19 protein-coding genes, 2 tRNA genes and 5 pseudogenes are annotated in these 26,432 nt (G+C 35.9%); 10 read left to right on the forward strand and 16 right to left on the reverse strand.

From position 1 onward, the window contains the following. Positions 1-31: 31 nt before the first annotated feature. The 3 genes and pseudogenes from OOL03_RS01270 to OOL03_RS01280 form a co-directional block, all read right to left on the reverse strand. Positions 32-891, reverse strand: a protein-coding gene (locus OOL03_RS01270) for an IS630 family transposase (protein ID WP_264707019.1) whose coding sequence is annotated in 2 segments (ribosomal slippage) — positions 32-567 and positions 567-891 — 861 coding nt in all. Because the reading frame shifts where the segments join, the coding sequence is not laid out codon by codon here. An 88-nt stretch (positions 892-979) separates the two neighbouring features. Continuing rightward, a pseudogene (locus tag OOL03_RS01275) lies at positions 980-1,141 on the reverse strand (transposase); the annotation flags it as partial. A 338-nt stretch (positions 1,142-1,479) separates the two neighbouring features. After that, positions 1,480-2,137, reverse strand: a pseudogene (locus OOL03_RS01280) (IS5 family transposase); the annotation flags it as partial. Positions 2,138-2,194: 57 nt separating this feature from the next. On the opposite strand from OOL03_RS01280, the pseudogene OOL03_RS01285 reads away from it, so the two are divergent. Then, positions 2,195-2,818, forward strand: a pseudogene (locus tag OOL03_RS01285) (transposase); the annotation flags it as partial. A gap of 116 nt (positions 2,819-2,934) precedes the next feature. On the opposite strand, the gene OOL03_RS01290 reads toward OOL03_RS01285, so the two are convergent. After that, a complete protein-coding gene (locus OOL03_RS01290) occupies positions 2,935-5,742 on the reverse strand; it encodes a WPE palindromic element domain-containing protein (protein WP_264707657.1) in 2,808 nt (935 codons plus the stop codon). 108 nt (positions 5,743-5,850) lie between these two features. Between OOL03_RS01290 and OOL03_RS07080 the strand changes: the two genes are divergently transcribed. The 7 genes and pseudogenes from OOL03_RS07080 to OOL03_RS01325 form a co-directional block, all read left to right on the forward strand. Continuing rightward, the gene (locus OOL03_RS07080; protein ID WP_264707456.1) at positions 5,851-8,958 is read left to right on the forward strand and encodes an AIR synthase-related protein; all 3,108 of its coding nucleotides are present in this window, start codon (positions 5,851-5,853) and stop codon (positions 8,956-8,958) included. A 1,233-nt stretch (positions 8,959-10,191) separates the two neighbouring features. Continuing rightward, positions 10,192-12,987: an excinuclease ABC subunit UvrA gene (uvrA, locus tag OOL03_RS01300; protein ID WP_264707457.1), complete on the forward strand. Its 2,796-nt coding sequence runs from the start codon at positions 10,192-10,194 to the stop codon at positions 12,985-12,987. Positions 12,988-13,011: 24 nt separating this feature from the next. Then, complete coding sequence (locus OOL03_RS01305) at positions 13,012-13,356, forward strand: hypothetical protein (protein ID WP_264707458.1); 345 nt, start codon at positions 13,012-13,014, stop codon at positions 13,354-13,356. 227 nt (positions 13,357-13,583) lie between these two features. Further along, the gene (locus tag OOL03_RS01310; RefSeq protein WP_264707459.1) at positions 13,584-14,315 is read left to right on the forward strand and encodes a ComF family protein; all 732 of its coding nucleotides are present in this window, start codon (positions 13,584-13,586) and stop codon (positions 14,313-14,315) included. A 719-nt stretch (positions 14,316-15,034) separates the two neighbouring features. After that, a pseudogene (locus OOL03_RS01315) lies at positions 15,035-15,391 on the forward strand (transposase); the annotation flags it as partial. Positions 15,392-15,433: 42 nt separating this feature from the next. After that, positions 15,434-16,293 (forward strand): IS630 family transposase gene (locus tag OOL03_RS01320; protein ID WP_264707019.1). Its coding sequence is split into 2 segments (ribosomal slippage): positions 15,434-15,758 and positions 15,758-16,293, totalling 861 coding nucleotides; the frame shifts between segments, so codons are not numbered across the junction. A gap of 29 nt (positions 16,294-16,322) precedes the next feature. After that, positions 16,323-17,018: pseudogene (locus OOL03_RS01325) on the forward strand (transposase); the annotation flags it as partial. A gap of 329 nt (positions 17,019-17,347) precedes the next feature. Here the strand turns inward: OOL03_RS01325 and OOL03_RS01330 are convergent. The 3 genes from OOL03_RS01330 to OOL03_RS01340 form a co-directional block, all read right to left on the reverse strand. After that, entirely contained in the window at positions 17,348-18,223 is an 876-nt protein-coding gene (locus OOL03_RS01330) for a tetratricopeptide repeat protein (protein WP_264707461.1), read from the reverse strand. Between the two features lie 168 nt (positions 18,224-18,391). Beyond that, on the reverse strand, positions 18,392-18,781 hold the full coding sequence (locus OOL03_RS01335) for a DUF1284 domain-containing protein (protein ID WP_006279825.1): 390 nt from the start codon (positions 18,779-18,781) through the stop codon (positions 18,392-18,394). Beyond that, on the reverse strand, positions 18,778-19,305 hold the full coding sequence (locus OOL03_RS01340; RefSeq protein ID WP_006279824.1) for a biotin transporter BioY: 528 nt from the start codon (positions 19,303-19,305) through the stop codon (positions 18,778-18,780). The genes OOL03_RS01335 and OOL03_RS01340 overlap by 4 nt, the downstream gene beginning before the upstream one ends. An 85-nt stretch (positions 19,306-19,390) precedes the next feature. Here OOL03_RS01340 and OOL03_RS01345 point away from each other — a divergent pair, with 85 nt between their 5' ends. Both OOL03_RS01345 and dapF read left to right on the forward strand, forming a co-directional pair. Further along, positions 19,391-19,978 (forward strand): nitroreductase family protein, encoded by a 588-nt coding sequence (locus OOL03_RS01345; RefSeq protein ID WP_006279823.1) that lies wholly within the window; start codon positions 19,391-19,393, stop codon positions 19,976-19,978. Next, a complete protein-coding gene (dapF, locus tag OOL03_RS01350) occupies positions 19,959-20,747 on the forward strand; it encodes a diaminopimelate epimerase (protein ID WP_006279822.1) in 789 nt (262 codons plus the stop codon). Before OOL03_RS01345 ends, dapF begins: the two co-directional genes overlap by 20 nt. A gap of 8 nt (positions 20,748-20,755) precedes the next feature. On the opposite strand, the gene sucD is transcribed toward dapF, so the two are convergent. The 9 genes from sucD to hemF all read right to left on the reverse strand — a co-directional run bounded on the left by sucD (position 20,756) and on the right by hemF (position 26,412). Beyond that, positions 20,756-21,631, reverse strand: coding sequence for a succinate--CoA ligase subunit alpha (gene sucD, locus OOL03_RS01355; RefSeq protein ID WP_006279821.1), 876 nt, complete (start codon positions 21,629-21,631; stop codon positions 20,756-20,758). Positions 21,632-21,634: 3 nt separating this feature from the next. Beyond that, a complete protein-coding gene (sucC, locus tag OOL03_RS01360; protein ID WP_264707462.1) occupies positions 21,635-22,786 on the reverse strand; it encodes an ADP-forming succinate--CoA ligase subunit beta in 1,152 nt (383 codons plus the stop codon). Positions 22,787-22,823: 37 nt separating this feature from the next. Continuing rightward, positions 22,824-23,024 (reverse strand): 30S ribosomal protein S21, encoded by a 201-nt coding sequence (rpsU, locus tag OOL03_RS01365; RefSeq protein WP_006279819.1) that lies wholly within the window; start codon positions 23,022-23,024, stop codon positions 22,824-22,826. 199 nt (positions 23,025-23,223) lie between these two features. Then, positions 23,224-23,297, reverse strand: a tRNA-Pro gene (locus OOL03_RS01370). Positions 23,298-23,515: 218 nt separating this feature from the next. Beyond that, positions 23,516-24,202, reverse strand: coding sequence for a 16S rRNA (uracil(1498)-N(3))-methyltransferase (locus OOL03_RS01375; RefSeq protein ID WP_264707463.1), 687 nt, complete (start codon positions 24,200-24,202; stop codon positions 23,516-23,518). A 28-nt stretch (positions 24,203-24,230) separates the two neighbouring features. Continuing rightward, a tRNA-Glu gene (locus OOL03_RS01380) sits at positions 24,231-24,302 on the reverse strand. 68 nt (positions 24,303-24,370) lie between these two features. After that, on the reverse strand, positions 24,371-24,733 hold the full coding sequence (locus tag OOL03_RS01385; RefSeq protein ID WP_223823129.1) for a hypothetical protein: 363 nt from the start codon (positions 24,731-24,733) through the stop codon (positions 24,371-24,373). A gap of 50 nt (positions 24,734-24,783) precedes the next feature. Further along, positions 24,784-25,506 carry a hypothetical protein gene (locus tag OOL03_RS01390; protein ID WP_264707464.1) on the reverse strand — a complete coding sequence of 241 codons (723 nt, stop codon included), beginning with the start codon at positions 25,504-25,506 and terminating at the stop codon, positions 24,784-24,786. An 81-nt stretch (positions 25,507-25,587) separates the two neighbouring features. Next, positions 25,588-26,412 (reverse strand): oxygen-dependent coproporphyrinogen oxidase, encoded by an 825-nt coding sequence (gene hemF, locus OOL03_RS01395; protein WP_264707465.1) that lies wholly within the window; start codon positions 26,410-26,412, stop codon positions 25,588-25,590. Positions 26,413-26,432: the final 20 nt, after the last annotated feature.

Below are 26,432 nucleotides of genomic sequence, written 5' to 3' on the forward strand. Positions count from 1 at the left end.
TTATAGCATTTCTCATAATAGTCCAAACAGGTCATAGGAAGGCAGAATCAACAGCACGAAGAAAGGATTCGAATAGAGGAATGTTTTTCCTGGCTCTGTTTTTTATAGCAAACCAATGATGCTCAATTTTGTTGAAATCTGGAGAATAAGGCGGCAGATACAAAATTTCTGCACCAACCCCTTTAGCAAGCTCGATAATCTTATCAGACTTATGAAAAGTAGCATTGTCAAGAATGACAGTCTGTCCAGGTTCCAAGATCGGTGTCAAAAATTGCTCAAACCATCCATTAAAAACATCCATATTACAGTGGCCTTCAAAGGTTAACGGAACAACTATCTTTCTTCCACTTAAGGCTGCAACCATACTGATTCGTTGAGTTTTCTTTCCAGATTTTAAGGCATAAAACCGCCGTCCTTTCTGGCAATATCCGTAGGGGTAGTCTTCGGTGTTATCAATGCCAGACTCATCTATATACACTAAGTTTTTAGGTTCTTTTGTCGCTATAATTTTCAAAAATTCAGCACGTTTTTCTTCGTTTCTTTCCTTGTATCCATATGTCTTTTTTTGCGCGTAAATCCAATTTTTTTAAGGGCTCGATAGATCGTTTGGATACTAACGTTGTTCCAAAGTTTAGCCATTTCCGATAGAGTCTTTCCTCCGTGTTCTCTGGCAAATTTGGCAAAGGTATCCCAGTCGGTAATTTTGTGATTGTAACCCCCATTTCCAAGTTTTTTTGATTGAAAGTCTCCTGTTTCTTTTCTTCTTTGCTGCCACTCCCATAAAGTAGTTCGTCCAATCTTAAATCTTGCTGCCACTGTTTCTCTGCTTTCTCCTTCGTCTAGCGCTTCCATTGCTTTTTTTCTTAAATCATAACTATATGCTGCTGGCATTCAACCTCCTTATCATCATCTATCCTTATCCTATCACATCCGGACTTTTATCGAAAGAGCTATAAGAGGTTGTCCACAAACCAGTAAATCAAGCATATTCCCTACTTAACATAACTTTACTCATAGCCAGATATGTGAAACTTTCAGTAGATGTTGTAAGTAAATCGTACTCCTTTGATAGCCTTCTATTTCTATTGATCCAAGCAAAAGTCCTCTCTACCACCCACCTTCTCGGCTGTACTGAAAATCCAGGATCCCGTTGGGCTTTGTTGCATCGCTACTTATGAAAGGCTAACTATAGTTAGGATTATAAGCAACCTATTGAAAATCTTGTTTTTTTGCAATCAATCTGATCAAATTTAAGAATAGTAATTTGTTATTTATATTAATAAATTTAATTCTATTGAAAATAGCTAAAGCATTGAAATTCTTGAATTTTAGCCGGATTGGTAAATGGTAGTGAAATTTCTTTTACTCAAATTTAGGTATTCATTGACCGTTCTTGTTATAAATACCAGAATAATAAGCTACTGATATTCCCTATCTTTTTTATCTTTAATCCATCATAGCTAGCGATGCAACAAAGCCATCCCGTTGTGGCAATAGTTCTAGTGGTGTATCTTTATGTACCCAAAACCTACATGGAGGCCTTTTGACAATTTCAATATCTATCCCATATTCTCTCTTTACGTAATCCTTTAAATCTTTTCCTTGGTATCCCATATCAGCCCACATTTTCTTAATATTGCTGTATTTTTCCTTCATATTGTCCAATGCCATCTTCACCCCATCTCTGTCATTTTCGCTTGCAGCTCCTACATAGCAACCAAGCACAAATCCTTGAGTATCTGTGATTATATGTCTTTTTCTCCCCTTTACCTTTTTCGCACCATCATAACCTTTGACCCCCCTTTTTCCGTGGTTTTTACCGATTGACTGTCCACTATGCATGCGCTCGGCTTCCCATTTTTGACCTACTATATTTAGTGATATCATAGTTCATTTTCTCAAAAATTCCCTGCTTTTTCCATCTTCTAAACTGTTCATGCACAGCCTTCCACGGCGGAAAATCGTGTGGTAAATAGCGCCATTGACATCCTGTGCGCAGTATATAAAGAATTGCATTTACTATCTCACACTTACTGTATTTTGGTGGCCTTCCTCCTTTCTTGTACGATACTCTGAAGTGTTTTTCTATTCTTGCCCATTCCCTTTTACTTAAATCTGTTGGATATTTTTTCCTCATCTCTTACCTCAATATTCTTTCTTTATATACTACGTATTCCTTGGTTTGTGGACAACCTCTAATATGGAAGATATCGAAATTGCTATAGACAGTACAGGAATTAGTATATACAACAACACTCCTGGTCACAGCAAGGAAAATAGCACTGACAGAAAATATCGTGGCTATGAGCAAACGAGAAAATTGCACGTAATGTTGAATATAAACAACAAAAAAGCCATAGCTGTAAAATACAGTAACGGTGTCTACTCTGATCACTATGGAGCTTGTGATTTGCTAAAAGAAGTTGATTTTCAGCATGCCATAAAAGCACTATATGCAGATAGAGCATGTGATAGGCACAAGTTTTATAAGTTGTGTAACAAATATGATATAAAGACAAAAATTCCACCAATAAACAATGCGGCAGAACATCCAGAAATAGATTATATGTCTGACAGGAATGCTGCTATTAGGTTAATAAAATTATACGGTGAAGATGGCATGAAAGAATGGAAAAAAGAAGTAAATTATGGGAAAAGATCTTATATTGAAGGGTTTTTCTCAAGATTAAAGCAAATATTCGGATTTAGTTTTAGGAATAAATCTGAGATAAATCGAGAAAAAGAACTGCTAATCAAATGCTATTTGCTTAATAAATTCACTGATATTGGTATGGCTAAATTTGAGATAGTTACATGAATTTACCATAAATCACCATCTCATAAAGTGTGATGCAACAAAGCCATCCCAGTGTCACGCACTGGCATGACACCCTTTTGGATAGAAACCAGTATCAGGTACTCGGATGACACCATTTACAACCACTCTCCTACCCTTTCTAGCTGTTTATAGCTGTTAAATCTCAGGAATTTATCAAAATATGGAGAGGCAATAAAGGGTGTGGAATTACTTAAATAGTTAGATAAAAAACCAGGCAGATCATTTTTTAATTCTTGCATTTTGTATCTATAATTTTGTATAGAAATAACTTTTATTTTATCATAATCAAGTTTCCAATAAGCAAGTTCTGAGACTTCTCTTTTTGTTATATGTTCTACCGCTAAGGCTTGTAAAATTAATTGCGGAAAAAACCCCGACATCACTTCTTCATTGGAAGGTGGTGAACCAAGTTTATAGTCTATAATTGCTACTTGCCCACTTGATAGATACTCAACTCTATCACATCTTGCTGTCAGTGAAATTTCTTGTGGCTTATTTGTCATCCAAGCAGTTTCATACTGATCACAAGAACCAGTGTCACGCGCTGGAATATGAAATATCGGACAGGAAAAGTTCTTTTCCAACTCAACATAATTGCTTCGAGTTTCATCAAATTCGACAAAAGATTGAATTATCTTTTGTAGTCTTACCCACCACATATTTGAAAAATTAAACTGACTAGTCGAGAATGCTTCTCGTGCAATGCTCATTGGAGATTTTTTGTTGCGTAAATATCTTGCAAGAATGTTGTGTACCATAGTGCCAAATTCCAATATCGATGGCTTAAAATTCAAGTCTCTTAATTGTTTAAGGCCCAGTATATATTCAACGTAAAATGAATAAGGATTACGAATTAGCTTTTCTATTGCACTGCAAGACATCACCTGCATTTTTTCTTTTCTAACTTCGGTTTGAGGTTTTGGCATAGGCTGAGTACATGGAACAGTACATTCAGGCGTATTTAATATCCTTAGCCAATCACGATACGGCTGCTTCCCCTCCTTGAGTAGAATTTCCAAACGCTGCAATAGAATTGGTTTTCTATGGCTTAGCGATCTTGTAATATAAACCTTACTTGCACAAAACAAATTGTGTAAAGTATAAAAAAAATACCCCTGCTCTTCTTGCACGGAAGGAAGATTAAATTTTTCTCTCGTAAATGCATTCAAAAGCGGATTTTGAAAGCTTGGCGCTTCATTAAATCCAGCAAGTATTACAACTTTGTTGTGATATAAGCTGAATTTATTCAAGTCACTTGCTACAGAGAAAAACTCTTTCTCTAAAAATAAGGTCAGAATTTGGCTATATAACTCTAAGGAGCATTTAATTCCTACACCCTCACATGCATTTGAGAAATTACAGGTAAAATTGCCTATTTCACTATTTAGCTCTGAAAAATTTATACCAGATAATATATTAATACACTGCAAATGAGTTGCTACCACATCAAAAATAGAGCAATTTATAGAACGAAGTAAAGGATTAAATATAACCTCTAACTTACTGATAATAAGTAATATATCTTCTTTGTATTTTAGCTTTTTATGGGCATTGATAGCATTTATAATATCGCTCAGGCCATTTGTACTAAAGTTGCGTAATATCTCTATTTCAAATTCAGATAAAATCCGAGTGTACTCTTCTTGAGTGTAACCAAAAGTCACTAGCCTATGTTTAAGGAGCGAAAGTAATGACACACTGCTCCAATTTGAGGTCAAAACTTCGATACTATAAAGCAGAAGCGTTATATAAGGGTAATTTTTCGGTATGGCACTGTGTTGCCTTGATAAACATGCTATACGAGCTGCAAGTAATTTATCAAAGACGACCAAAGAAATGTTTTCATAACCTTCATTTTCTATAATTAATGATGTCACTTGTGCTTCTTCCTCTCTGGAATCACAAGTGATGACTTCAATATTGCCAACATGTCCACTACTAACTTTGCTTAGATCGGCAGTTGTATCAAAGACGTAATCTAGATATTCCTCAGGACTTCCTGTTATCCCAGCCCTTTCTTCTGTCATCCCAGTGCTTGACACTGGGATCCAGTTTTCATTATACAGCCACCTGGTGCGCTCATTTAAAGTTAAGTTTTCTGGATCCCAGTGTCTGGGCACTGGGATGACACCAGAACACGCTTCTGGCAGAAAACTAACATCCCTTCTATCCACTTTTAAATAATCGAGTAGATCTTTCAGGCAATATTGATAGTGTTTTTTATCAAGCAATTTCCAGTCTTTCTCTTTAATTTTCAAATTCAGGTTAGGCAAAATTATTTTTCCAAATGGCAGATCATATATAGCCTTAATTAACGACTTATCCTTTCCAATTCCAACAAAGATTATATGTTGGTCTTTTTGTAAAGAGGTTATCATATTGTTTATGTAATCACTCTTATGTTTTAATATATCTACTACTTCTAAATCTTTTAAAGTTTTACTCCAAGTCTCAGTGAGTAAGCTTATGAAATTCTCTATTTTTTTTGAATGTTCATCAAATTGATAACAATCCGTTGTTTGGGTAGATTGAATTTTATCAAGCAATGATGGCAGGCTATAAGCTAAATCAATTGGGAAATTATCATTATTTTTTCTATTCCATTCCAATATGAATTGAATGAGTAGCAGCGTCCTTTTTATTGGACTTATAACTTTAACTCTATCAAGATTTAATATTAAATCTTCCTCATCAATGTTCTCTAGCGAAACTATCTCTGGCAAAATTATGCATTTTTCAGCGTTATAATTCTTGAATGCACTCAGCAGCGCTATCACATCCCTCTTGCAAGGAAGTATGACCTTTATCTCGGGAATTTTTTCTCTTTCATATTCAGAAAATATGTGCTGAACCAGCACATCAAAAAGGGATTCATCCACATTAACAGTAAAAACTCTTCCCACTAACAGTAACAATTAATACAATACTTTTATTGTATAGAAATTATTTAAAATATAAATGTGCTCGCAGTTTCTTATGCTATGATATATTAAAGTCTTTCACAATATTACATGGCAAACATCAGAATAGAAGTTTTAAATAAATGTGAACAAGTTGGCCGCAGAAGGGTAGTTAATGTTTACTTGATTTACATAAGCAAAGAATTACCATCAAAATTACATGAAGAAATTTGTGGGCTATTTTATAATAAAGTCATACAAGACTGCCGTTATTATTCCTACAATGAAAACCTTGAAGAAGTTCAATATAACTTCATAGAACCACAAGCAAAGTGGGGCTTGGAGATAAGCTTTTTACCTGGCATGACTGACAATGTAGGCAACACAGCGAAACAAATTGTTAGAGAATATTTAATAAACAAGGACTACATTGATGAAAATGTTTGTATAAAAGCAAGAAGTTCAAAATTGATTCTAAGTCAAGCAACTGAAGATGATATAAAACAAGAATTTAATCCTATCACTGAGTATTGCATTCTTGTTTATAAAGAAAACGGCAATTGCTATTGGAGGCATTACGGTAAATTAAAAGGTGTCATCCCAGTGCCCAGACACTGGGATCCAGAAAATTTCAAGCAATTGTATAATGAAAACTGGATTCCAGTGTCAAGCACTGGAATGACAGAAGGTAGGGTTGGGATGACAGAGGATAGTACTAAGTCCGTTGACCTCAATGTAAGTGACCAAGAGCTTGAAAAGATCAGCAGAGATGGAATCGATGGTAATGGCACTTTAGGGCTCTCTCTGGCAGCAATGAAAGCTATAAAGGATTACTTTAAAAAACTTAATAGAAATCCATATGATATTGAACTTGAGTCCCTAGCACAAACTTGGTCTGAACATTGTAAGCACAATATCTTTTGCTCTCCCATTGATGAAATAAAAGATGGCCTATACGCACATTATATCAAGCGTGCAACGCGTGAGATAAATTCTGACATATGTGTGTCAGTTTTCTCTGACAACGCAGGAGGAATAATTTTTGATGACGATTACTTGATTGTAGATAAAGTTGAAACTCACAATAGCCCTTCAGCTCTTGATCCATTTGGTGGAGCAATGACTGGAGTGCTTGGAGTAAATCGTGATATAGTTGGTTTCGGTAAAGGCGCAGAGCCTATAATGAATACCTATTACTTTTGCTTTGCCAAAGAAGCAAAAGGCAAGTTTTATAGGGATAAAGAGCGCACTGATGAGATCTTACCGCCAAAATATATAATGAAAGAAGTGATTCACGGTGTTAATGTTGCTGGTAATTGCTCTGGTATTCCAACACAACTTGGATCGGTATATTTTGACGATAGATTTTGTGGAAAGCCGTTAGTCTTTGTTGGCAGTGTCGGAATTATTCCACGCAACATAAATAACGCACCTTCACACATCAAAGGGCCTAAAAACGGCGATAAAATCGTAATTATTGGCGGAAGAGTTGGAAGGGACGGAATTCACGGTGCAACGTTTTCCTCAGAGGCTTTGTCGGGAAACAGCCCTTCAACAATTGTGCAAATTGGTGACCCTATAACACAAAAAAAATTATCCAACGCCGCCTTGGAAGCAAGAGATCTTGATCTTTATAATGCAATAACGGATAATGGAGCAGGCGGTCTATCATCATCTATTGGTGAAATGGGAAAAGACGGATTTGAAGTTGATTTGAGCAAGGTTCTCCTTAAAAACGATGGTATGGCTCCGTGGGAAATATGGATATCAGAATCACAAGAGAGAATGACCTTAGCAGTGCCAGAAGAAAATCTCCCTATGTTTAAGCAAATCATGAAAAAACATGATGTGGAGGTTTGTGTGATTGGAGAGTTCAATGAGAGTGGTAAAGCTGTTGTTAAATGTCCTAAAGGGAAAGTAATAATGGGTATCGGAACTGAATTTCTGCATGATGGTAATCCTAGAGTGCATTTACAGACAAAGCCGTGGTCTAAGGAGTCTGCTGTATCCTTTCCTGTCATCCCAGTGCTTGACACTGGGATCCAGCAGGTAAAGCCTGCAAACATTTTACGCCAAAACTCATCTAATGGTGGAATTGAATGTGAAATGGATTCCAGTGTCAGCTACTTGCATGACACCCTTTGCGTGTCAGCTACTTGCATGACATCAAGCCAAGAAACTGAACTAAAAGAAATGCTGAGCAGACCAAACATTTGCAGCAAAGAGTTCATAGTGGTGCAATATGATCATGAGGTTCAAGGATCGTCAGTGTTAAAACCACTGCAAGGCAAGGGAAGAATGTGCAGCGAAGCTATTGTCTCAAGGCCTGTTCTTTCTTCAAATAAAGGTGTTGTAAAATCGCAAGGATTTGGCTCAAGTTATGGAGAAATTGACACCTACCACATGGCAGCATGTGCAATTGACACCGCGATACGCAACTATGTAGCCGCAGGAGGAAATATAAATCATCTAGCGTTGCTCGACAATTTTTGCTGGTGTGATGCTTATAATCCAGAAAGGCTATGGCAGCTAAAGAGAGCTGCAGAGGCTTGTTACGACTTTGCAACTGCATTTAAAACACCATTCATATCCGGAAAAGACAGTATGTTCAATGACTTCAAGGGATATGATGAAAATGGCGAGAAAGTGATAATCTCCGCACCACCTTCATTACTCATCTCAGCAATTGGAATTATAGAAAATATTGAAAATGCGGTATCGCTTGATGTGAAAATGCCGGGAGACTTGATATATGTACTTGGAGAAACACTTGATGAACTTGGTAGATCTGAATATCAGTTATATAGTGGAATAGGTAATAACAACGTACCAAAAGTTGATGCAAAGAGCGCTAGGAAGTTGTATGAGCGTTACAACCAGGCAATAAAAGATGGCATAATTGCCTCTGCAATTGCACCAAACTTAGGCGGATTAGTTATTGCTCTGGCAAAATCGCTAATTGCAGGAGACCTTGGTGCTGAAATCGATCTTTCACTAGTGCCAATAGGAAAAATACAAAATACAGACATAATAAACAAGATAATAATGTTTTCTGAATCGCAAAGTAGAATTTTGGTTACTATTGCACCACAAAATCAGAAGAGGTTTGAAGAATTGTTTGAAGGTGCAGTTTATTCATGTATTGGCAAAGTAACAGAGAAAAAGGTGCTAAACATAAAGGATGTTTTAAAAGTAGATCTGAAAGATGTGGCATGCTAATATAAAATATTTTTCTTATTATGCTAAATAACTCTTTTACTATATGTAATGTTTATTTAGAATGAATGTATGTTATTAATTTTGGGTAGGTAATTATGTCTATTTTATCGATACTCCTGTTTATCAGTCTTTCTTTACTCAACACTTCAAATAAATTGATGATATGTGCTGCCTTATTTGTGGGAGCTGCTTTAGTTGTAAATTCAATGGTTGAATTTTATGGCAGAAGCAAAGCTACGTACAACTTAATAGTGTGTACAGCGCTATGTTGTGTTTTTAAATGGCAAAGTTTTAATTTGATGATATTGATTTCATATACTGCAATTTTAGTATCTCTTCTCTCAAGCATAATTATTTTTGAAAAATTGAAGTCCAAGTTGAATTTTCATATGGCAAATTTCATTACTTTAATTATAGCATCAGTGGTTGATAGTGCCGTTGTATGTGTTGGATTACTATACAAATTTTCTGCAGGTAAATGCTTATCAATATACATTAGAGATTTAATTTTTAAGTTTTCTTATGTGTCAGTATTGAGCATCTGCTTGTTTGTAGGAATGTATTTATTTTGCTTGGCGAACAAGAAGTATTTTAAGATTTCCACATAACCTGTTTTCTGATATAGCTAAACTGACTTTGGGTCCTGGGGGTGTATTTGGTGGTCCTAATACGTAACAACAGTTTAGAATTTATAGGTAGCCTAAACTCACAACTGTACAAACACTATGATTTGAGCCTATCAGGGGGGTGTCATTCCAGTCTGGAATCCAGAAAAAAGAATGGTGTCATCCCAGTGCTTGACACATAGCTGTACGAACATTCATTTTTGAAGGTAAATTGCACAGCAAATGGTGTCATTCCAGTCTGGAATCCAGAAATTTTGCTTATAACTGAGCTGATGAGCTAAAGGTAGTTGTCTTACGCTAAAACAAACGTTTTTAATTAAGTTGCATAGAACCAGTGTCTGGGCACTGGCCCACTGGTGGGAATTGCTCCTAAACTACAACGTTCGTACAGCTATGTGCTTGACACTGGGATGACATCATCGGGGCACTGGCCTACTTAACCTTCATACCGTCGCGGTATCTCAGCCGCTAACAAGTAGCGGAATGACGATTTATCAAACGCTGCCTAATTTTCCGTAACAGTTGAAAAAATCAATAGAAAATCAATATATCACTATAAATTCACGTATTTTGAGGCTATAATGGTTAATACGCTATATGGTATAATATGGACGATTTTATCAGAGTTAAGGGCGCAAGGGAACATAATCTGCAAGGTGTAGACGTCAATATACCGAAAAATAAGCTAGTTGTTATAACTGGGCTAAGTGGTTCTGGCAAGTCTAGCCTTGCATTTGATACGATTTATGCAGAAGGCCAACGCCGGTACGTTGAAAGCCTGTCAGCTTACGCGCGTCAATTTCTCAACATTCAGGATAAACCAGATGTTGAGTCGATTACAGGTCTCTCTCCTGCAATATCTATCAACCAGAAATCGATCTCAAAAAATCCAAGGTCAACAGTTGGAACTGTTACCGAAATTTACGATTACTTGCGCTTAGTATATGCACGAATAGGAGTTCCTTATTCACCTGCAACTGGATTACCAATAACAAAACAAACGGTGTCTCAAATTGTAGACACTATAATTGTGTTACCTTTAGAAACTAAGATATATATACTTGCCCCTGTTGTGCGTGGTAGAAAGGGAGAACATCTTAAAGAGATATTGGAAATTAAAAGACAAGGTTACGTAAGGTTCAAAATAGATGGTGAAGTGTACAATGTAGATGACTTGCCTAAACTCGATAAGAACAAGAAACACGACGTTTTTGTGGTTGCAGATAGAATATCAATATTGGGCGATATAGGAAATCGACTGCCAAGTAGTATAGAATCCGCACTAAAACTTGGTAATGGTCTAATGTATGTAGAAATAGTAAACCTACCTGACAACCATAATTCCGAGTATAAAAATGGTCAAATTCTAACTTTTTCAGAGAATTTTGCATGCCCCGAGTCTGGTTTCACTCTTGAGGAAATAGAACCAAGATTATTTTCTTTTAACAGCCCTTACGGTGCATGTGGTTCGTGTAATGGGCTTGGTAAAAAACTAAGTGTTGATATAAAGCTAATAGTACCGGATGAAACTCTTTCAATATCTGAGGGTGCTTTAAAGCCAGTGGGATCAATGTTCCGTCAAGTGCACACAGGTTATGGATTTCTAAAAAGTGCAATTCTATCACTGGCTGAAAACTACAAATTTAACCTTGATATTCCGTGGAAGAACATAGATCAAGAAGTAAAAGATATGATACTCTTTGGCTCTAATAAATTTCAAGGTTTGATCAGTATCTTGGAGAACCAGATGGATTATGATGAAACACTTGTTGAGCGATATTGCTCTGTCACTCACTGCAGAGAATGTACTGGCTATAGATTGAAAAAAGAAGCGCTTACAGTAAAAATTGATAGCAAACATATAGGTGAAATATCTAGGCTCAGCATCGATGAATCCCTTAAGTGGTTTGAAAATTTGCCAGACAAGCTCACAGAACAACAGAAGCAGATCTCAAGTAAAATATTAAATGAAATAATCAAGAGGCTAGCATTTTTAAAGAATGTAGGGTTGAATTACCTAACGCTTGATCGAGAATCTAGCACTCTCTCTGGCGGTGAGAGTCAGAGGATCAGACTTGCTTCACAAATTGGCTCTGGTTTAACAGGAGTGCTGTACGTGCTTGATGAACCCTCGATAGGCCTTCATCAATGCGATAATGATCGGTTAATTGCTACACTGAAAAACTTGAGAGACATGGGTAACACTGTAATCGTTGTTGAGCATGATGAAGATACAATAATGGCTGCTGATTATGCGATTGATATTGGTCCTGGAGCTGGCGTAAATGGTGGAAAAGTTGTTGCAGAAGGAACACCAGACCAGGTGCAAAGAAATTCGGGGAGCATAACAGGGCAATATTTGAGTGGAGAGAAAAAAATTTTAATTCCAAGGAGAAGAAAGCAAGCAACTCAGTTCATAAAAGTAATAAATGCATGTGAAAATAACTTAAAAAATGTGAACGTTAAATTTCCTATAGGGAATCTTATTTGTGTTACTGGAATATCAGGAGGGGGAAAATCAAGTTTAGTCATAGAAACGTTATATAAATATTCAGCACATAAGATACATCATTCGTCTGCAAGGTATGGTCAGTGTGATAGAATAGAAGGCCTTGAATATATAGATAAAGTTATAGAAGTTGATCAGTCGCCAATTGGTAGAACTCCTGCGTCAAATCCAGCAACATATGTTGGTATGTTCACTCATATAAGAAATTGGTTTGCAGGTCTTTCGGAGTCAAAAGCAAGGGGATATAATATAGGCCGGTTTTCATTTAATACCAGAGGGGGAAGGTGTGAGGCTTGTAAAGGTGATGGGCACTTAAAGATAGAGATGCATTTTCTACCGGACGTTTATGTGAAGTGTGAGCAGTGTAAAGGGCGAAGGTATAATCGGGAAACATTGGAAGTTACTTATAAAGAAAAATCAATCTCTGATGTCCTTGATATGACGATAGATCAAGCTTGTGATTTTTTTGAAAACCTTCCAATGGTAAAAGAAAAGTTGATTTCTTTGCAGGAAGTGGGGCTTGGCTATATAAAACTCGGACAGTCGTCAACAACGCTGTCTGGGGGTGAAGCACAACGAATAAAGCTGTCCAAGGAGCTATCAAAACGATTTACCGGAAGAACATTGTATATTCTTGATGAGCCAACAACTGGATTACACTTTGAAGATATAAATAACTTACTAAAAATACTCCATAGATTAGTCGATCTGGGAAACACTGTTATAGTTATCGAGCACAATTTGCACGTTATAAAAACTGCAGATTATATAATAGACATCGGACCAGAGGGCGGAATAAAAGGCGGAGAAGTGATTGCTACTGGAACTCCAGAAGAAGTGGTAAAAATTCCAGAAAGTGTTACAGGCAGGTATCTTAAAACATATTTATTATAAACTATTTCTTAATCATTATTGACTATGTTGCATATTTATGATTTGGAGAGGGTAATGTCAGTATATCGATACTTTAGAAGGTACGTTGAATATGGAGTTGTACCTGCTAAGAAAGCAGAAGATAACACACTAGTTCCAGAAAATAGTTTCTATAAATCTGTACGTTACGTTGATAATGTGCTAGGACCTGTGAAAGATGTAATTTGTGGAGTTGAGAGTAAAGACAATTATAACAAGTATTATCAAGATAATGATAAACGTGGGTCACAGGGCAGAGAAAGTGTATTCATTGTGTGCACTTGGTGCTATTTTAGCAGCCAACATAATATTGCAACCTTTATGTTTGATACTATAACTAAAGTGACTTAGGTTTACCGACGATTTGATAAACGACAAATTCGTCATCCCGCTGCTTGTTAGCGGGATCTAGAGATACCGCGGCGGTATGACGTAGGAAAACCTGACTTGCACTAGCTACAGCACTCAGCAGTGGCTCAGTTTGAACTATATTGAAATGAAATAAAAAGTGAAAGAGTGTAAGCTTAAGTTACTTTAGCTATACTATATAAATTATTTTATAATATATTTAATGAGTTGTGAACCTTCTCTTACTAAAAAAAGCTACAAATCTCATATTTCCAAGCGTATGCGTAAGTTGCGAATGTATCATTGATGAAAATCTTAATCTGTGTAGTGAATGCAACAAAAAAATCAATTTTCTAACTAAGCATTACTGCAATGTTTATGGCGTAGTAATCTCAGACAATATTTATACGTGTGGTAAGTGCATCATCAATCCTCCACCGTTTAAAGTATTAAGATCAGTTTTTGCTTATGATCAACATAGTAGAAACATGATTATAAATTTCAAATTTTTTGATAATTTGAATTACGTAAAAATCTATGCAAAGTGGATACACCAAGCTAATCAGGATACATTTCAGAACGCAGAGATCATAATTCCTATACCGTTACATAAAATGCGCTTGTTTAAACGTAAATATAATCAAGCAGCACTGCTTGCAAAAGAATTGAGTAAGTTGTCCAATTTATCCTATACGCCATTTGCAATAAAACGCCTTCGCCATACTGCGCCTCAAGCTGGTCTTTCACTTAAACAGCGTGAAAAAAATTTAAAGAAGGCTTTTAGTATAAGCAACAAAGAAATTATCGAAAATAAAATCGTGATATTAGTTGACGATGTGGTAACAACCGGAGCAACTGTAAGATCTTGCTCTCAGGAAATTTTAAACTCCGGTGCAAAAGAAGTGAGAGTGCTATCACTTGCAAGAACGGTGAATGATTGGACCTCTTGCATAAAAAATTAGCAGTCAGTATCATCCAAGTAGCTTGACTACTTGGATCTATTTTTTTCTAGATTCCAGCGCCAGCGTCACGCACATAGCTGTACGAACATTGTTTGCCAAGGAGGGTGTCATCCCAGTGCTTGACACTGGGATGGCTTTGTTGCATCGCTAGCTATGATGGATTAAAGATAAAAAAGATAGCGAATATCAGTAGCTTATTATTCTGGTATTTATAACAAGAACGGTCAATGAATACCTAAATTTGAGTAAAAGAAATTTCACTACCATTTACCAATCCGGCTAAAATTCAAGAATTTCAATGCTTTAGCTATTTTCAATAGAATTAAATTTATTAATATAAATAACAAATTACTATTCTTAAATTTGATCAGATTGATTGCAAAAAAACAAGATTTTCAATAGGTTGCTTATAATCCTAACTATAGTTAGCCTTTCATAAGTAGCGATGCAACAAAGCCCACTGGGATCCAGGAAAGTTTGCTTGTAAACTGATTTGTTGAGTATGAAAAATAGCTGATCTTATACTAAATTGATAAGGCTGCATAAAAAGCTAAATTCTAGCATCAGCTACTTTCATGACACCAATTCCTGCCATCCACTGGATCTATGCTCTTTTTTCCTGGATCCCAGTGGGCTTTGTTGCATCGCTCAAGTGAAAAGAACTGGCAGTTACTGACAAAATTCATTATAAATAGCCATTTAACTGTTGAAGAAAAAATATGCCACAAAAAATGAGAGTCAGTAACTGCCATGAATATAACAAATTTCTCCAAGAAAGAGGAAGCATTTTTTGTTATATCAATGACGCCATAGAAAATTGGTACGAGAATTGTCCAAAAATGCAGGGCGGCAACTATATTTATAGTGATAAAGTTGTGATTTTGGTGCATATAATCGTCAGTTTCTTTAGAATTGGTTTAAGACAAACAGTCGGGTTTATAAAAGGGTATTTGCAACAAATAGGAAGAGATTTGGCAGTTATCAGCTATTCACAAGCATCAAGAAGGTTTAAGAAACTTAATATTAAGATAAATGATTGCAGAATTGATAAAAATATAGCTCTTTCGATAAAAGTCCGGATGTGATAGGATAAGGATAGATGATGATAAGGAGGTTGAATGCCAGCAGCATATAGTTATGATTTAAGAAAAAAAGCAATGGAAGCGCTAGACGAAGGAGAAAGCAGAGAAACAGTGGCAGCAAGATTTAAGATTGGACGAACTACTTTATGGGAGTGGCAGCAAAGAAGAAAAGAAACAGGAGACTTTCAATCAAAAAAACTTGGAAATGGGGGTTACAATCACAAAATTACCGACTGGGATACCTTTGCCAAATTTGCCAGAGAACACGGAGGAAAGACTCTATCGGAAATGGCTAAACTTTGGAACAACGTTAGTATCCAAACGATCTATCGAGCCCTTAAAAAAATTGGATTTACGCGCAAAAAAAGACATATGGATACAAGGAAAGAAACGAAGAAAAACGTGCTGAATTTTTGAAAATTATAGCGACAAAAGAACCTAAAAACTTAGTGTATATAGATGAGTCTGGCATTGATAACACCGAAGACTACCCCTACGGATATTGCCAGAAAGGACGGCGGTTTTATGCCTTAAAATCTGGAAAGAAAACTCAACGAATCAGTATGGTTGCAGCCTTAAGTGGAAGAAAGATAGTTGTTCCGTTAACCTTTGAAGGCCACTGTAATATGGATGTTTTTAATGGATGGTTTGAGCAATTTTTGACACCGATCTTGGAACCTGGACAGACTGTCATTCTTGACAATGCTACTTTTCATAAGTCTGATAAGATTATCGAGCTTGCTAAAGGGGTTGGTGCAGAAATTTTGTATCTGCCGCCTTATTCTCCAGATTTCAACAAAATTGAGCATCATTGGTTTGCTATAAAAAACAGAGCCAGGAAAAACATTCCTCTATTCGAATCCTTTCTTCGTGCTGTTGATTCTGCCTTCCTATGACCTGTTTGGACTATTATGAGAAATGCTATATCAGCTATTCACAAGCATCAAGAAGGTTTAAGAAACTTAATATTAAGATAAATGATTGCAGAATTGATAAAAATAATATGGAAGATATCGAAATTGCTATAGACAGTACAGGAATTAGTATATACAACAACACTCCTGGTCACAGCAAGGAAAATAGCACTGACAGAAAATATCGTGGCTATGAGCAAACGAGAAAATTGCACGTAATGTTGAATATAAACAACAAAAAAGCCATAGCTGTAAAATACAGTAACGGTGTCTACTCTGATCACTATGGAGCTTGTGATTTGCTAAAAGAAGTTGATTTTCAGCATGCCATAAAAGCACTATATGCAGATAGAGCATGTGATAGGCACAAGTTTTATAAGTTGTGTAACAAATATGATATAAAGACAAAAATTCCACCAATAAACAATGCGGCAGAACATCCAGAAATAGATTATATGTCTGACAGGAATGCTGCTATTAGGTTAATAAAATTATACGGTGAAGATGGCATGAAAGAATGGAAAAAAGAAGTAAATTATGGGAAAAGATCTTATATTGAAGGGTTTTTCTCAAGATTAAAGCAAATATTCGGATTTAGTTTTAGGAATAAATCTGAGATAAATCGAGAAAAAGAACTGCTAATCAAATGCTATTTGCTTAATAAATTCACTGATATTGGTATGGCTAAATTTGAGATAGTTACATGAATTTACCATAAATCACCATCTCATAAAGTGTGATGCAACAAAGCCCACTGGGATCCAGGAATTTTATTAAGTTGGTAAGCATAAAAGTAGCCGTTTTATGTTAAAATACAATGTTTTGATGATTATAAAAAGGCTGGATCCCAGTGTCAAGCACTGGGATCTGATGGGCCAAAATCACAATGTTCGTACAGTTATGCATTTGTTGTGCAAATTACCTTTGCAAACAAATGTTCGTACAGCTGTGTGTCACACACTTTGCTTCAATATTTGCACATTAGCCACTCCCTTGAACAGATACGATAAATTAGCTTTAGGTAAGCTATAAGCTTTTATGAAATCTTTGGGTGCGTGCTGTGAAGTTTTATAAATTTTAGTCTTGCTGTCACTTTGTATAAAGGTATTTTTTCACTCACATCTTTCGAAGTTGTAGCCATGTTTAACAACTTTAAGTAGAATATTGTAGCATTTTGAAAATCTGAAAGTTTATCTAGAATAACAGCTAAATTATAAGTATAAAAAATATTGTTTTCATCGAGGGAAATAGCAGTTATCATATACTCTTTACCTTTTACATAATCCTCCTTTTTCATATAGATCAGACCTAAATTTGCTAATAAAGGAGCATAATTTTTATGTATATCATACAATTTTAACATTTCACTCAACGCCAGATCAGGATCATATTGTGAGATTATCGTCAGAAAATTTTTTAATATGTAAGGGTTACTAGGGTGTTCTTTTAACAGTCTTGTGTAAATCTCTACAGCTTTTTTGTATTCTTTATTAGCGTAATAAATATTTCCCAATCCAATTAAAGCATTTTTATGATAAGGAAACTTTGCGATAATCTGATTAAGGAGAGAAATAGCTGCTTCATTATCTCCTGATTCAAAGGAATCTTTTGCTTTTTTTAAAGTAGAGTATATGTCAAAACTCTTGCCAGAATTCTGCGAAATTTTGATATTAAATTTGTCACTTTTTCTCTCAATAACATCAAGATCTTTATATTTTTTATCAGCTTTTATATGCTTGACAACACTATCGAAGGCCTTTTGTATCTCCAAATTTTCACTAGCATAGGTAACAGAAGACCTCCATAAAATCACAACGCAAATTAACATGCAGATAAACATAGGTCCTAGTGTTGTGGCATTGGCTGCAGCGTGTAACCAGTAAACCTTATTTCTTTGAGCTATGCGTAACACATTACAAATTCATAAATGCTAAATTACCTATCTCATACAATAATAAAGATATTATTAATTAGCGGGACGAACATGCTGTGTAGCTTTTCAGAATGCATTTATCTTTTGTCTTCCATATTTCGCTTTATTTCCACAAAAATGCTTCAATTTATCTTAACATTTTGTCAACTACCTTTGTAGATTTAAAAGGGCATTTTTACATATTCCATATGGCTGCCAGTTGCACCCCTCACATGCGTACTCGAATTTCTTTAAAGACATTTTCTCCCTAATCTTTTTTACTGCCTCATTCCAAGTTAAAGTCTCGCCAATTTTAATTCCTAAAATTTCCATATGCCTTCTATCTAGCTCTAAAACTTTAGCTTGTGTGGTGCATTTACCTTGTTTAGTCTGATTTGGACAAGCACTACAGATATTATCAAGGTTACCAACTACTTCGATTTGAGTACTAATTACTTTGCTTGCTATCCTTTTATAATTTTCTACAAAACCCTGAGAATACCCATATCCCCGAAACGCGAGGGTGCACATGAAATGATGAGGGCGGAATTTTATCATTTTTTCAAATATTGCAAAGCTGCTACAAGTAGAAAAATTTTTACCAAACCAGGAAGGATAAATGGTAAAACACCCACCATTATTGCTTGTCCCAGACCCAAGTAAACAGCAAGCCAACTAACACCACAAATAAAGATTACAACTGTACCAGCCAGACAACTTAAAGAATTACACACAAATGATTTATATTTAGAGTTCAGTAATTCATTTACTTTGCTCATTACCATAACAGCAGCTAAACAGCCAATTAAATATCCACCGGTTGGTCCAAGAAGAGCGTGATAACCACCAGAAAAATTCGCAAGAACAGGCAATCCTGCTGCACCAAGTGATAGATATGTAAGCACAGAATAGAATGCTGTTCTGCGGTTAAATTTAAGCCCAATAAGCATTACTCCTAAAGTTTGCAATGTGATAGGCACAGGCTGCAATGGTATACTTATTTGAGCCATCAAGAATAAAAGTAAAACGCAAGACAATATTTCAGCCAGTGTTGATCTGCTGCTAGATTGTGTTATAAACATACCTTCCCAATAAAAATAACTTATTAAATGTAATATATGTGTATGAGAGGTTTTGCAATTTAAATTTTGCTTATATTGTGCTACAATGAATTATTTATGCACTATTAAATTAAAAATGATGAGTAAACAAGATCTATTATCGTTGATGAAAGCAAGACACAGCGGACGTTCATACGATCCTACAAGAGCAATATCTCAGGAAGACATGGATATTTTAATGGAAGCTGTAAGGCTGACTCCCTCATGTTTTGGTGATGAACCCTGGAGATACGTAATATGCAACAAACAGAACAATCAAAGCGCATGGGAAAAGCTGCTAAATTGCCTTGATGAATCTAATCAAAAATGGGCAAAAGATGCACAAGTGTTAATCATATCTTTAAGTGCTAAAAACTTCCGTAAACAAGGTAAAGGAGAAAATCTTTGGGCTAATCATGATACTGGTGCAGCAAATTATGGACTTATGTTACAAGCTGCAGTTATGAACTTAATGGCCCATCAAATGGGTGGATTTGATAGAGATAAAATAGTGAAAGAGTTCAATATACCCAATGACTTTAACGTAATGTCAGTGATAGCGGTTGGTTACGAAGAAGAGGGTGCTGAAACAAGTAAGAAGAAAAGAAGACCAATAGAAGAAATATTTTTTTATGATGAGTGGCCAAAATTCTGAAAATTTTATCAAAATGCACGGCACTGGTAACAATTTCGTTATCATAGACTCACGTTCAACAAACAATTTAGACTGGAACCATAGACAAATTGCTGATCAAAGCAGTTGTGATCAAGTGATAATTATAACAATGTCTAATGCTGCAGACTGTTTTATGCATATCTATAATGCTGATGGCAGTCGAGCTGAAATGTGCGGAAACGCAGCACGCTGTGTTGGATATTTGATAATGTCAGAAAAAGGTGCTGAATACTCCATTATTGAGCTAACAAGCAAACGCATTTTAGAGTGTTTTAAAGTGGGTGATAAATCCATAAAGGTTAACATGGGTAAACCTTTGCTAAAATGGCATGAAATTCCCTTGTCTACTGAGTGTGACACTCTTCACTTACCTATAGAGCTTGAAATGCTAAAAGATCCTGTTGCAGTAAATATTGGCAATCCTCACATAGTTTTTTTTGTTGATAACATAAGTGAAATACCATTGCGAAATTTAGGACCAAAGCTAGAAAATCACGCATTATTTCCTCGGAAAATTAATGTTAGTATTGCACAAGTTGAAAAGTCTGGAGAAATAGCTTTAAGAGTTTGGGAAAGAGGTACAGGCATTACTGCATCATGCGGTAGTGCAGCCTGTGCAGCACTTGTTGCATCCACACTACGTGGATATCTGGTTGCCCAACAGACTTCAGTAAATTTACCAGGAGGCAAGTTATTAATCGAATGGGCAAATAACGTATTCATGACCGGTGATATAGGGTTTTTGTGATCCTAATTCTAGTGATGCATTACTTCCAATACCTTCTTACCAATTACTGCAGGGGTTTCAGCAATTGCAATTCCAGCGCTCCGCATAACTTCTAGTTTTGCACCAGCACTTCCACCGCTGGAAGAGATGATTGCTCCAGCGTGTCCCATACGTCTTCCTGGAGGTGCCGTTTGGCCTGCTACAAAACCAACGATTGGCTTTTTAGTTTTTTCTGTTTTTACAAAATGTGATACATCTTCTTCTTCGTTTCCACCTATTTCACCAATAACTACAATACCATGAGTATCGTCATCTTTTAAAAAGAGCTCCATACAGTCAACAAATGTCATACCATGAACTGGATCTCCCCCAATTCCGATACATGTGGATTGACCAAGACCAACAGCGGTTGTTTGTGCTACTGCCTCGTAAGTTAAAGTTCCGGAGCGAGACATAATTCCTATGTGTCCACGCTTATGGATATGGCCAGGCATAATTCCTATTTTGCATTCTTCAGGTGTAATAATTCCCGGGCAGTTGGGACCAATCAATCGACTTTTTGAGCCGATAAGCGCACGCTTAACTTTCACCATATCAAGTATAGGAATGCCCTCTGTAATACAAATTATCAATTCTATTTTTGCATCTATTGCTTCAAGTATTGCAGCAGCAGCAAATTTAGCAGGTACATATATAACTGTAGCATTTGCACCGGTTTTTTCTTTGGCTTCTGCTACAGTATTAAAAACCGGTAAATTAAGGTGAGTGCTCCCACCCTTTCCAGGAGTTACACCTCCCACCATTTTCGTTCCGTAATCAATTGCTTGCTCTGAATGAAATGTGCCTTGTGCACCAGTAAAACCCTGGCATATTAATCTTGTATCTTTGTTTACTAAAACGGACATGCTTTATTTTACCTCTTTTACTATCTTTTGCGCAGCTTCATCTAGCTTATCTGCAGCAATAATATTTAATCCTGACTCTTCTAAAATTTTTTTTCCTTCTTCAAAATTAGTACCTGATAATCTAACCACTAGAGGGACTTTAATGCTCATTTCTTTTGCAGCCGCAACAATTCCACTTGCGATAATATCGCAACGCATTATACCACCAAATATGTTAACCAGAATTCCTTTTACGTTGCTATCAGACAATATGATTTTAAATGCTTCAGTTACAGTTTCTTTACTCGCTCCACCACCAACATCCAAAAAGTTAGCAGGCTCTGCTCCGTAGTATTTTATTATATCCATTGTTGCCATAGCAAGACCTGCACCATTTACCATGCAACCAATACTGCCATCCATTTTGATGTAACTGAGCCCATACTTTGAAGCCTCTATCTCTTCTTTCACTTCCTCATCATAATCACGAAGTTCCATAATTTCTGGGTGACGATATAAAGCATTATCATCGAAATTAATTTTTGCATCGAGCGCAATAAAATCTCCAGAATTTGTTTCAACCAGTGGATTAATTTCAATTTGGCTCGCATCAGTTGCAATAAACGCATCATATATTTTTTTTGCAATGTTCGATATCTTTTCTATTTGTTCTGGACTCAAATGAAAACTGCTGCTTAACTTGCTGCTATCAAAACTTGTAGCAGGATCAATATCAAATTTCACAATTTTTGCAGGAGAATTTTTTGCCACTTCTTCGATGTCCATTCCACCTTCTGAGGAAAATATGAATATTGGCCTACTGAGCTTCGGGTCGATTACCAGGCTTAAATAATACTCTTTCTTAATGCTTGAGCCTTCTTCAACGTACACTTTTCTTACTTGCTGCCCGCTTGGCCCTGTTTGATGAGTAACTAAAGTCATACCAATCATGTCCTTTACAAACTGTTGAGCTTCTTCAACTGACTTTGCTAGCTTTACGCCACCGGCTTTACCCCTACCACCTGCATGAATTTGAGCTTTAACTACAAACACGTCAGATTTTAATTGACTTACTTGAGTCTTTACTTCTTCTGCAGATGTAGCAACAAAACCTTTTGGCACTGGGACATTAAATTTATGCAAAACTTCTTTCGCTTGATATTCGTGAATATTCATAAAATAACCAATGATAAACTATTAACTTGAGTACAAACTACCAACCATAACGTTGCCTTCTGCACTCTTGTTGGTACCTCTTTTTTTTAGCTTCAGCTTTCTTTTTAGCTCTTTTTTCTGATTTTTTTTCATGATATTGTTTTTTCATTTTCAACCCTCTTCCTTCCTTTTGAATTGTTTTTTTCAATACTGGAAGAGCTCTGTCTACATCACCATAATGGACTGATACTTCTATCAAACTCTATACCTCCTTCGGTAATCATTTCAAAATCTATTTATAAATTAGAAAATTAACATTGTCAATTATTTTATAAACTTGAGCGTTAAAATGTAATATGCCATAATTTACATGGCAAATAATGTCATTCCAGTGTCAGCTACTTGCTTACTGATGGAGATTGCTCTTATGTTACAGCGTTCTTACAATTATACTAACATCGGGGCGGAGAGATTTGAACTCCCGACCCTTTGGTCCCAAACCAAATGCGCTACCAGGCTGCGCTACGCCCCGACTTCTTTACTCAGAGTATCAATAACTCAGGCAAAATGCAAGATTCATTTGTTTACTTTAGAAAAAATATAATATGAGATTTAATATTATCTTAGAATATGTTTTTTATTAGCTCCTCTTTAACAACAGACTGCTTCGTAGAAAGTCTACAGGGTTTTTGTGCGCGCAACACTGAACCAGATTTCTTTATGACCCAAACCTTAGCCATATTTAAAAATCTAGCTACACCAATTGGTGAAAGTGAGTGCAGCAACTACAGCAGTATCGACCCTTAAAATTCTTTTTCCTAGACTCAATTTTTGACAAAACTTATCGGCAAGATCAAGTTCATAAGATGAAAAACCACCTTCAGGACCAACAATAATAGCAACATTTTTTTTGCCTTTCAGCACTTTATCAGCTTTACCTGTTTCATCACACAAAACAAAATTTTTACTTTGGGAATCAGGTAACTCACAAAAGTTAATAGGAGGCAAAATCTCTGGTATACTTATCCTACCTGATTGTTCCGCTGCTTCGATTGCTTGTAATTTTGCTCTACTTAGGTTAATATTTTTTACCACTGTACGTTCTGTTGAAATAAATTGAATGCAGATTACTCCCATTTCAGTTGCCTGTCTTACTATGTTGTTCAAAGCAGCACTTTTTACCATGGCACAATACAGGTATAAATTTTCCTCATATTGCTGTTGTTTAGTGCATTCTTTGGGTGTAACTTCTGTCAATTTACGCGATATATTAACTACTTCTCCTAACCATTCTCCATCTTTTCCATTAAAAAGAGAGAGATTATCATACTTCTTAAGCCGCATTACATTGCAAATATAGTGACTTTGTTGTAGATTAAGTGCTAAACTCACGCCTTGTGATAAAGCTTCTTCAACATAGAGCCTAATTTTTCCCATTCAAAACTTTAATTATATTCTACTTGAGTGACTCTTACGGGATTTGAACCCGTGTTACCACCGTGAAAGGGTGGTGTCCTAACCACTAGACGAAAGAGTCAACTTGAATCTAACTAGGTTATATCGATTACATATATAAAGTCAATTCAATTATTTTGAATCATATAGTTAGAGGGATATATCAGTAATCTTATATCGACAGCCTCCTATTACTCCATGCTCAATACTCACTGAACCTATCTCAGATTTAGGAGCTAATTCTAATTGTTGTTCAACTTTTGTATCGGAATCATAGCCAGAATCGTAGCCAGAATCTCTACGCTCATATTTCTGCCTTATTTCTTCTACACTAAAGCCAGCCTTGGTCTTAATTTTTTGATCATTAGTCTGTTGCTGACTTATCGACTTATTAGCACTTAGCTCATTTAGCTTCACTTGCCAATCATTCACTTTATCTTGCACTAACCCATGGCAAGTTCCAGAATTAGCTTTTATGTCTTTTGCTTTTCTTTCTGCTCTTTTCTTGGACAAATCTACCCTAGCATAAATAGGTTCTGACGACTGTTCTGGCTCTTTCTGTTTTAGGCTAGTAGGCTTTTTTGTTCTGAAAGATCATCTATAGTGCAATAAATAGGTTCTTCTGATATACTCAAATAACCACTATCTTCCAATGATAAATTTTCAGTGGATTTTTTATGTGAATCATATATTTCAGCATAAATAGATTCTTCTGATACACTCAAATAACCATTCTCCCCTAATGAGTTACTAACCTTAGTGTCATACACCTCAGCGTAAATGGGCTCTTTTGAAGGCAAAGCATCATAGCTAGTATTCTTTGACTTATACTCAAAAGTTCTAGGAGGTTTTTGTTGTATAGCTTCAATATTCAAATCATCTGTAGAATAATACTCTGCGCCTTTTCCTAGTAAAAAGGAAACTGTGGGGTGAAGAATTATCTCTGCTGGTAAGTTTTTCTCACTATCCAATTTTAGATTTTTTGATTCTGCTAAACTCTCAATAACACGAATTATAACATTCTTTCCATTCTCATCTATTGAGTGGATATCAGCTCCACGATTAATCAGCAATTCCATTATTTTGTGATCTGTAGCATGTCCTAAAGCCTGATTTAAAGCTTGATTATTATTTATATCAAATGATCCTGTATTCTTGAAAGACATAGTCTTTGAAAAGAATTTTCTAAAACTATTTAATGCATCATAGAGAATTAGAGTCAGTTTAACACCTTTTATGTCATTGTTTTTGACAGATTTAATTAAAAAATTATCTATTATGCCCATGATTATACCCCCTATATAAAAGCTCACTACCATGGTACAATTTTAAACTATGATGATTTATTTTCTACTAATAGCAGCTCTCTATAACCACTTAACAAGTGGTGGCATTGACATCATAATTGCATCTGGATTGCCGTCAGTCATTAAACCAAACCTTGTGCCACGATCGTATAACAGATTGAATTCTACATATCTGCCACGTTTTATTAATTGATTTTCTCGTTGTTCTTTTGTCCAAGATTTTTGCATATGTTTACGTATGACGTGCGAATAAATTTCCAAAAAGGCTTCACCTACTGCTTTTGTGAACTCAAAATCGTTTTCCCAGTTGCCAGAACTCAGATTATCATAGAAAATGCCACCAATACCACGTGGCTCTTTTCTGTGTTGTAAGAAAAAATAATTGTCACATTGCTCTTTAAATTTTGGATAATATCCGGTGTCAAATCTATCACATGTCATTTTGATTGATTCATGGATATACTTGCAATCTTCTTCATTTTTATATATTGGCGTAAAATCCATTCCTCCACCAAACCATTGTTTTGAAGTATATATCAGCCTTGTGTTCATATGTGCTGCAGGGATAAGGGGCGATTGCATATGAGACACTAAAGATATACCGCTTGCCCAAAACTCTCCGTTACTTTCACTTGCACCAGGAATCTCATTAATGGCTGAATCTGCAAATTTTCCGTGTACTTTTGAAACGTTTACTCCAACTTTTTCAAAAACATTACCAAAAATAATTGTAGATTCACCACCTCCACCACCTGGGCGATCCCACTTTCTCTTTTCGATCTTTGGTTCTGCGGATGATTGTTTTTCAATTGATAAGAAAGATTCTATGATCTTATCTCTTAGTGCACAGAACCATTTAAGTGCTTGTGTTTTTTGTTTTTCCATAATATCCTCTTACTAGCTTA

Source organism: Wolbachia endosymbiont (group A) of Acrocera orbiculus (genome assembly GCF_947250015.1).
GTDB classification, from domain to species: domain Bacteria; phylum Pseudomonadota; class Alphaproteobacteria; order Rickettsiales; family Anaplasmataceae; genus Wolbachia; species Wolbachia pipientis.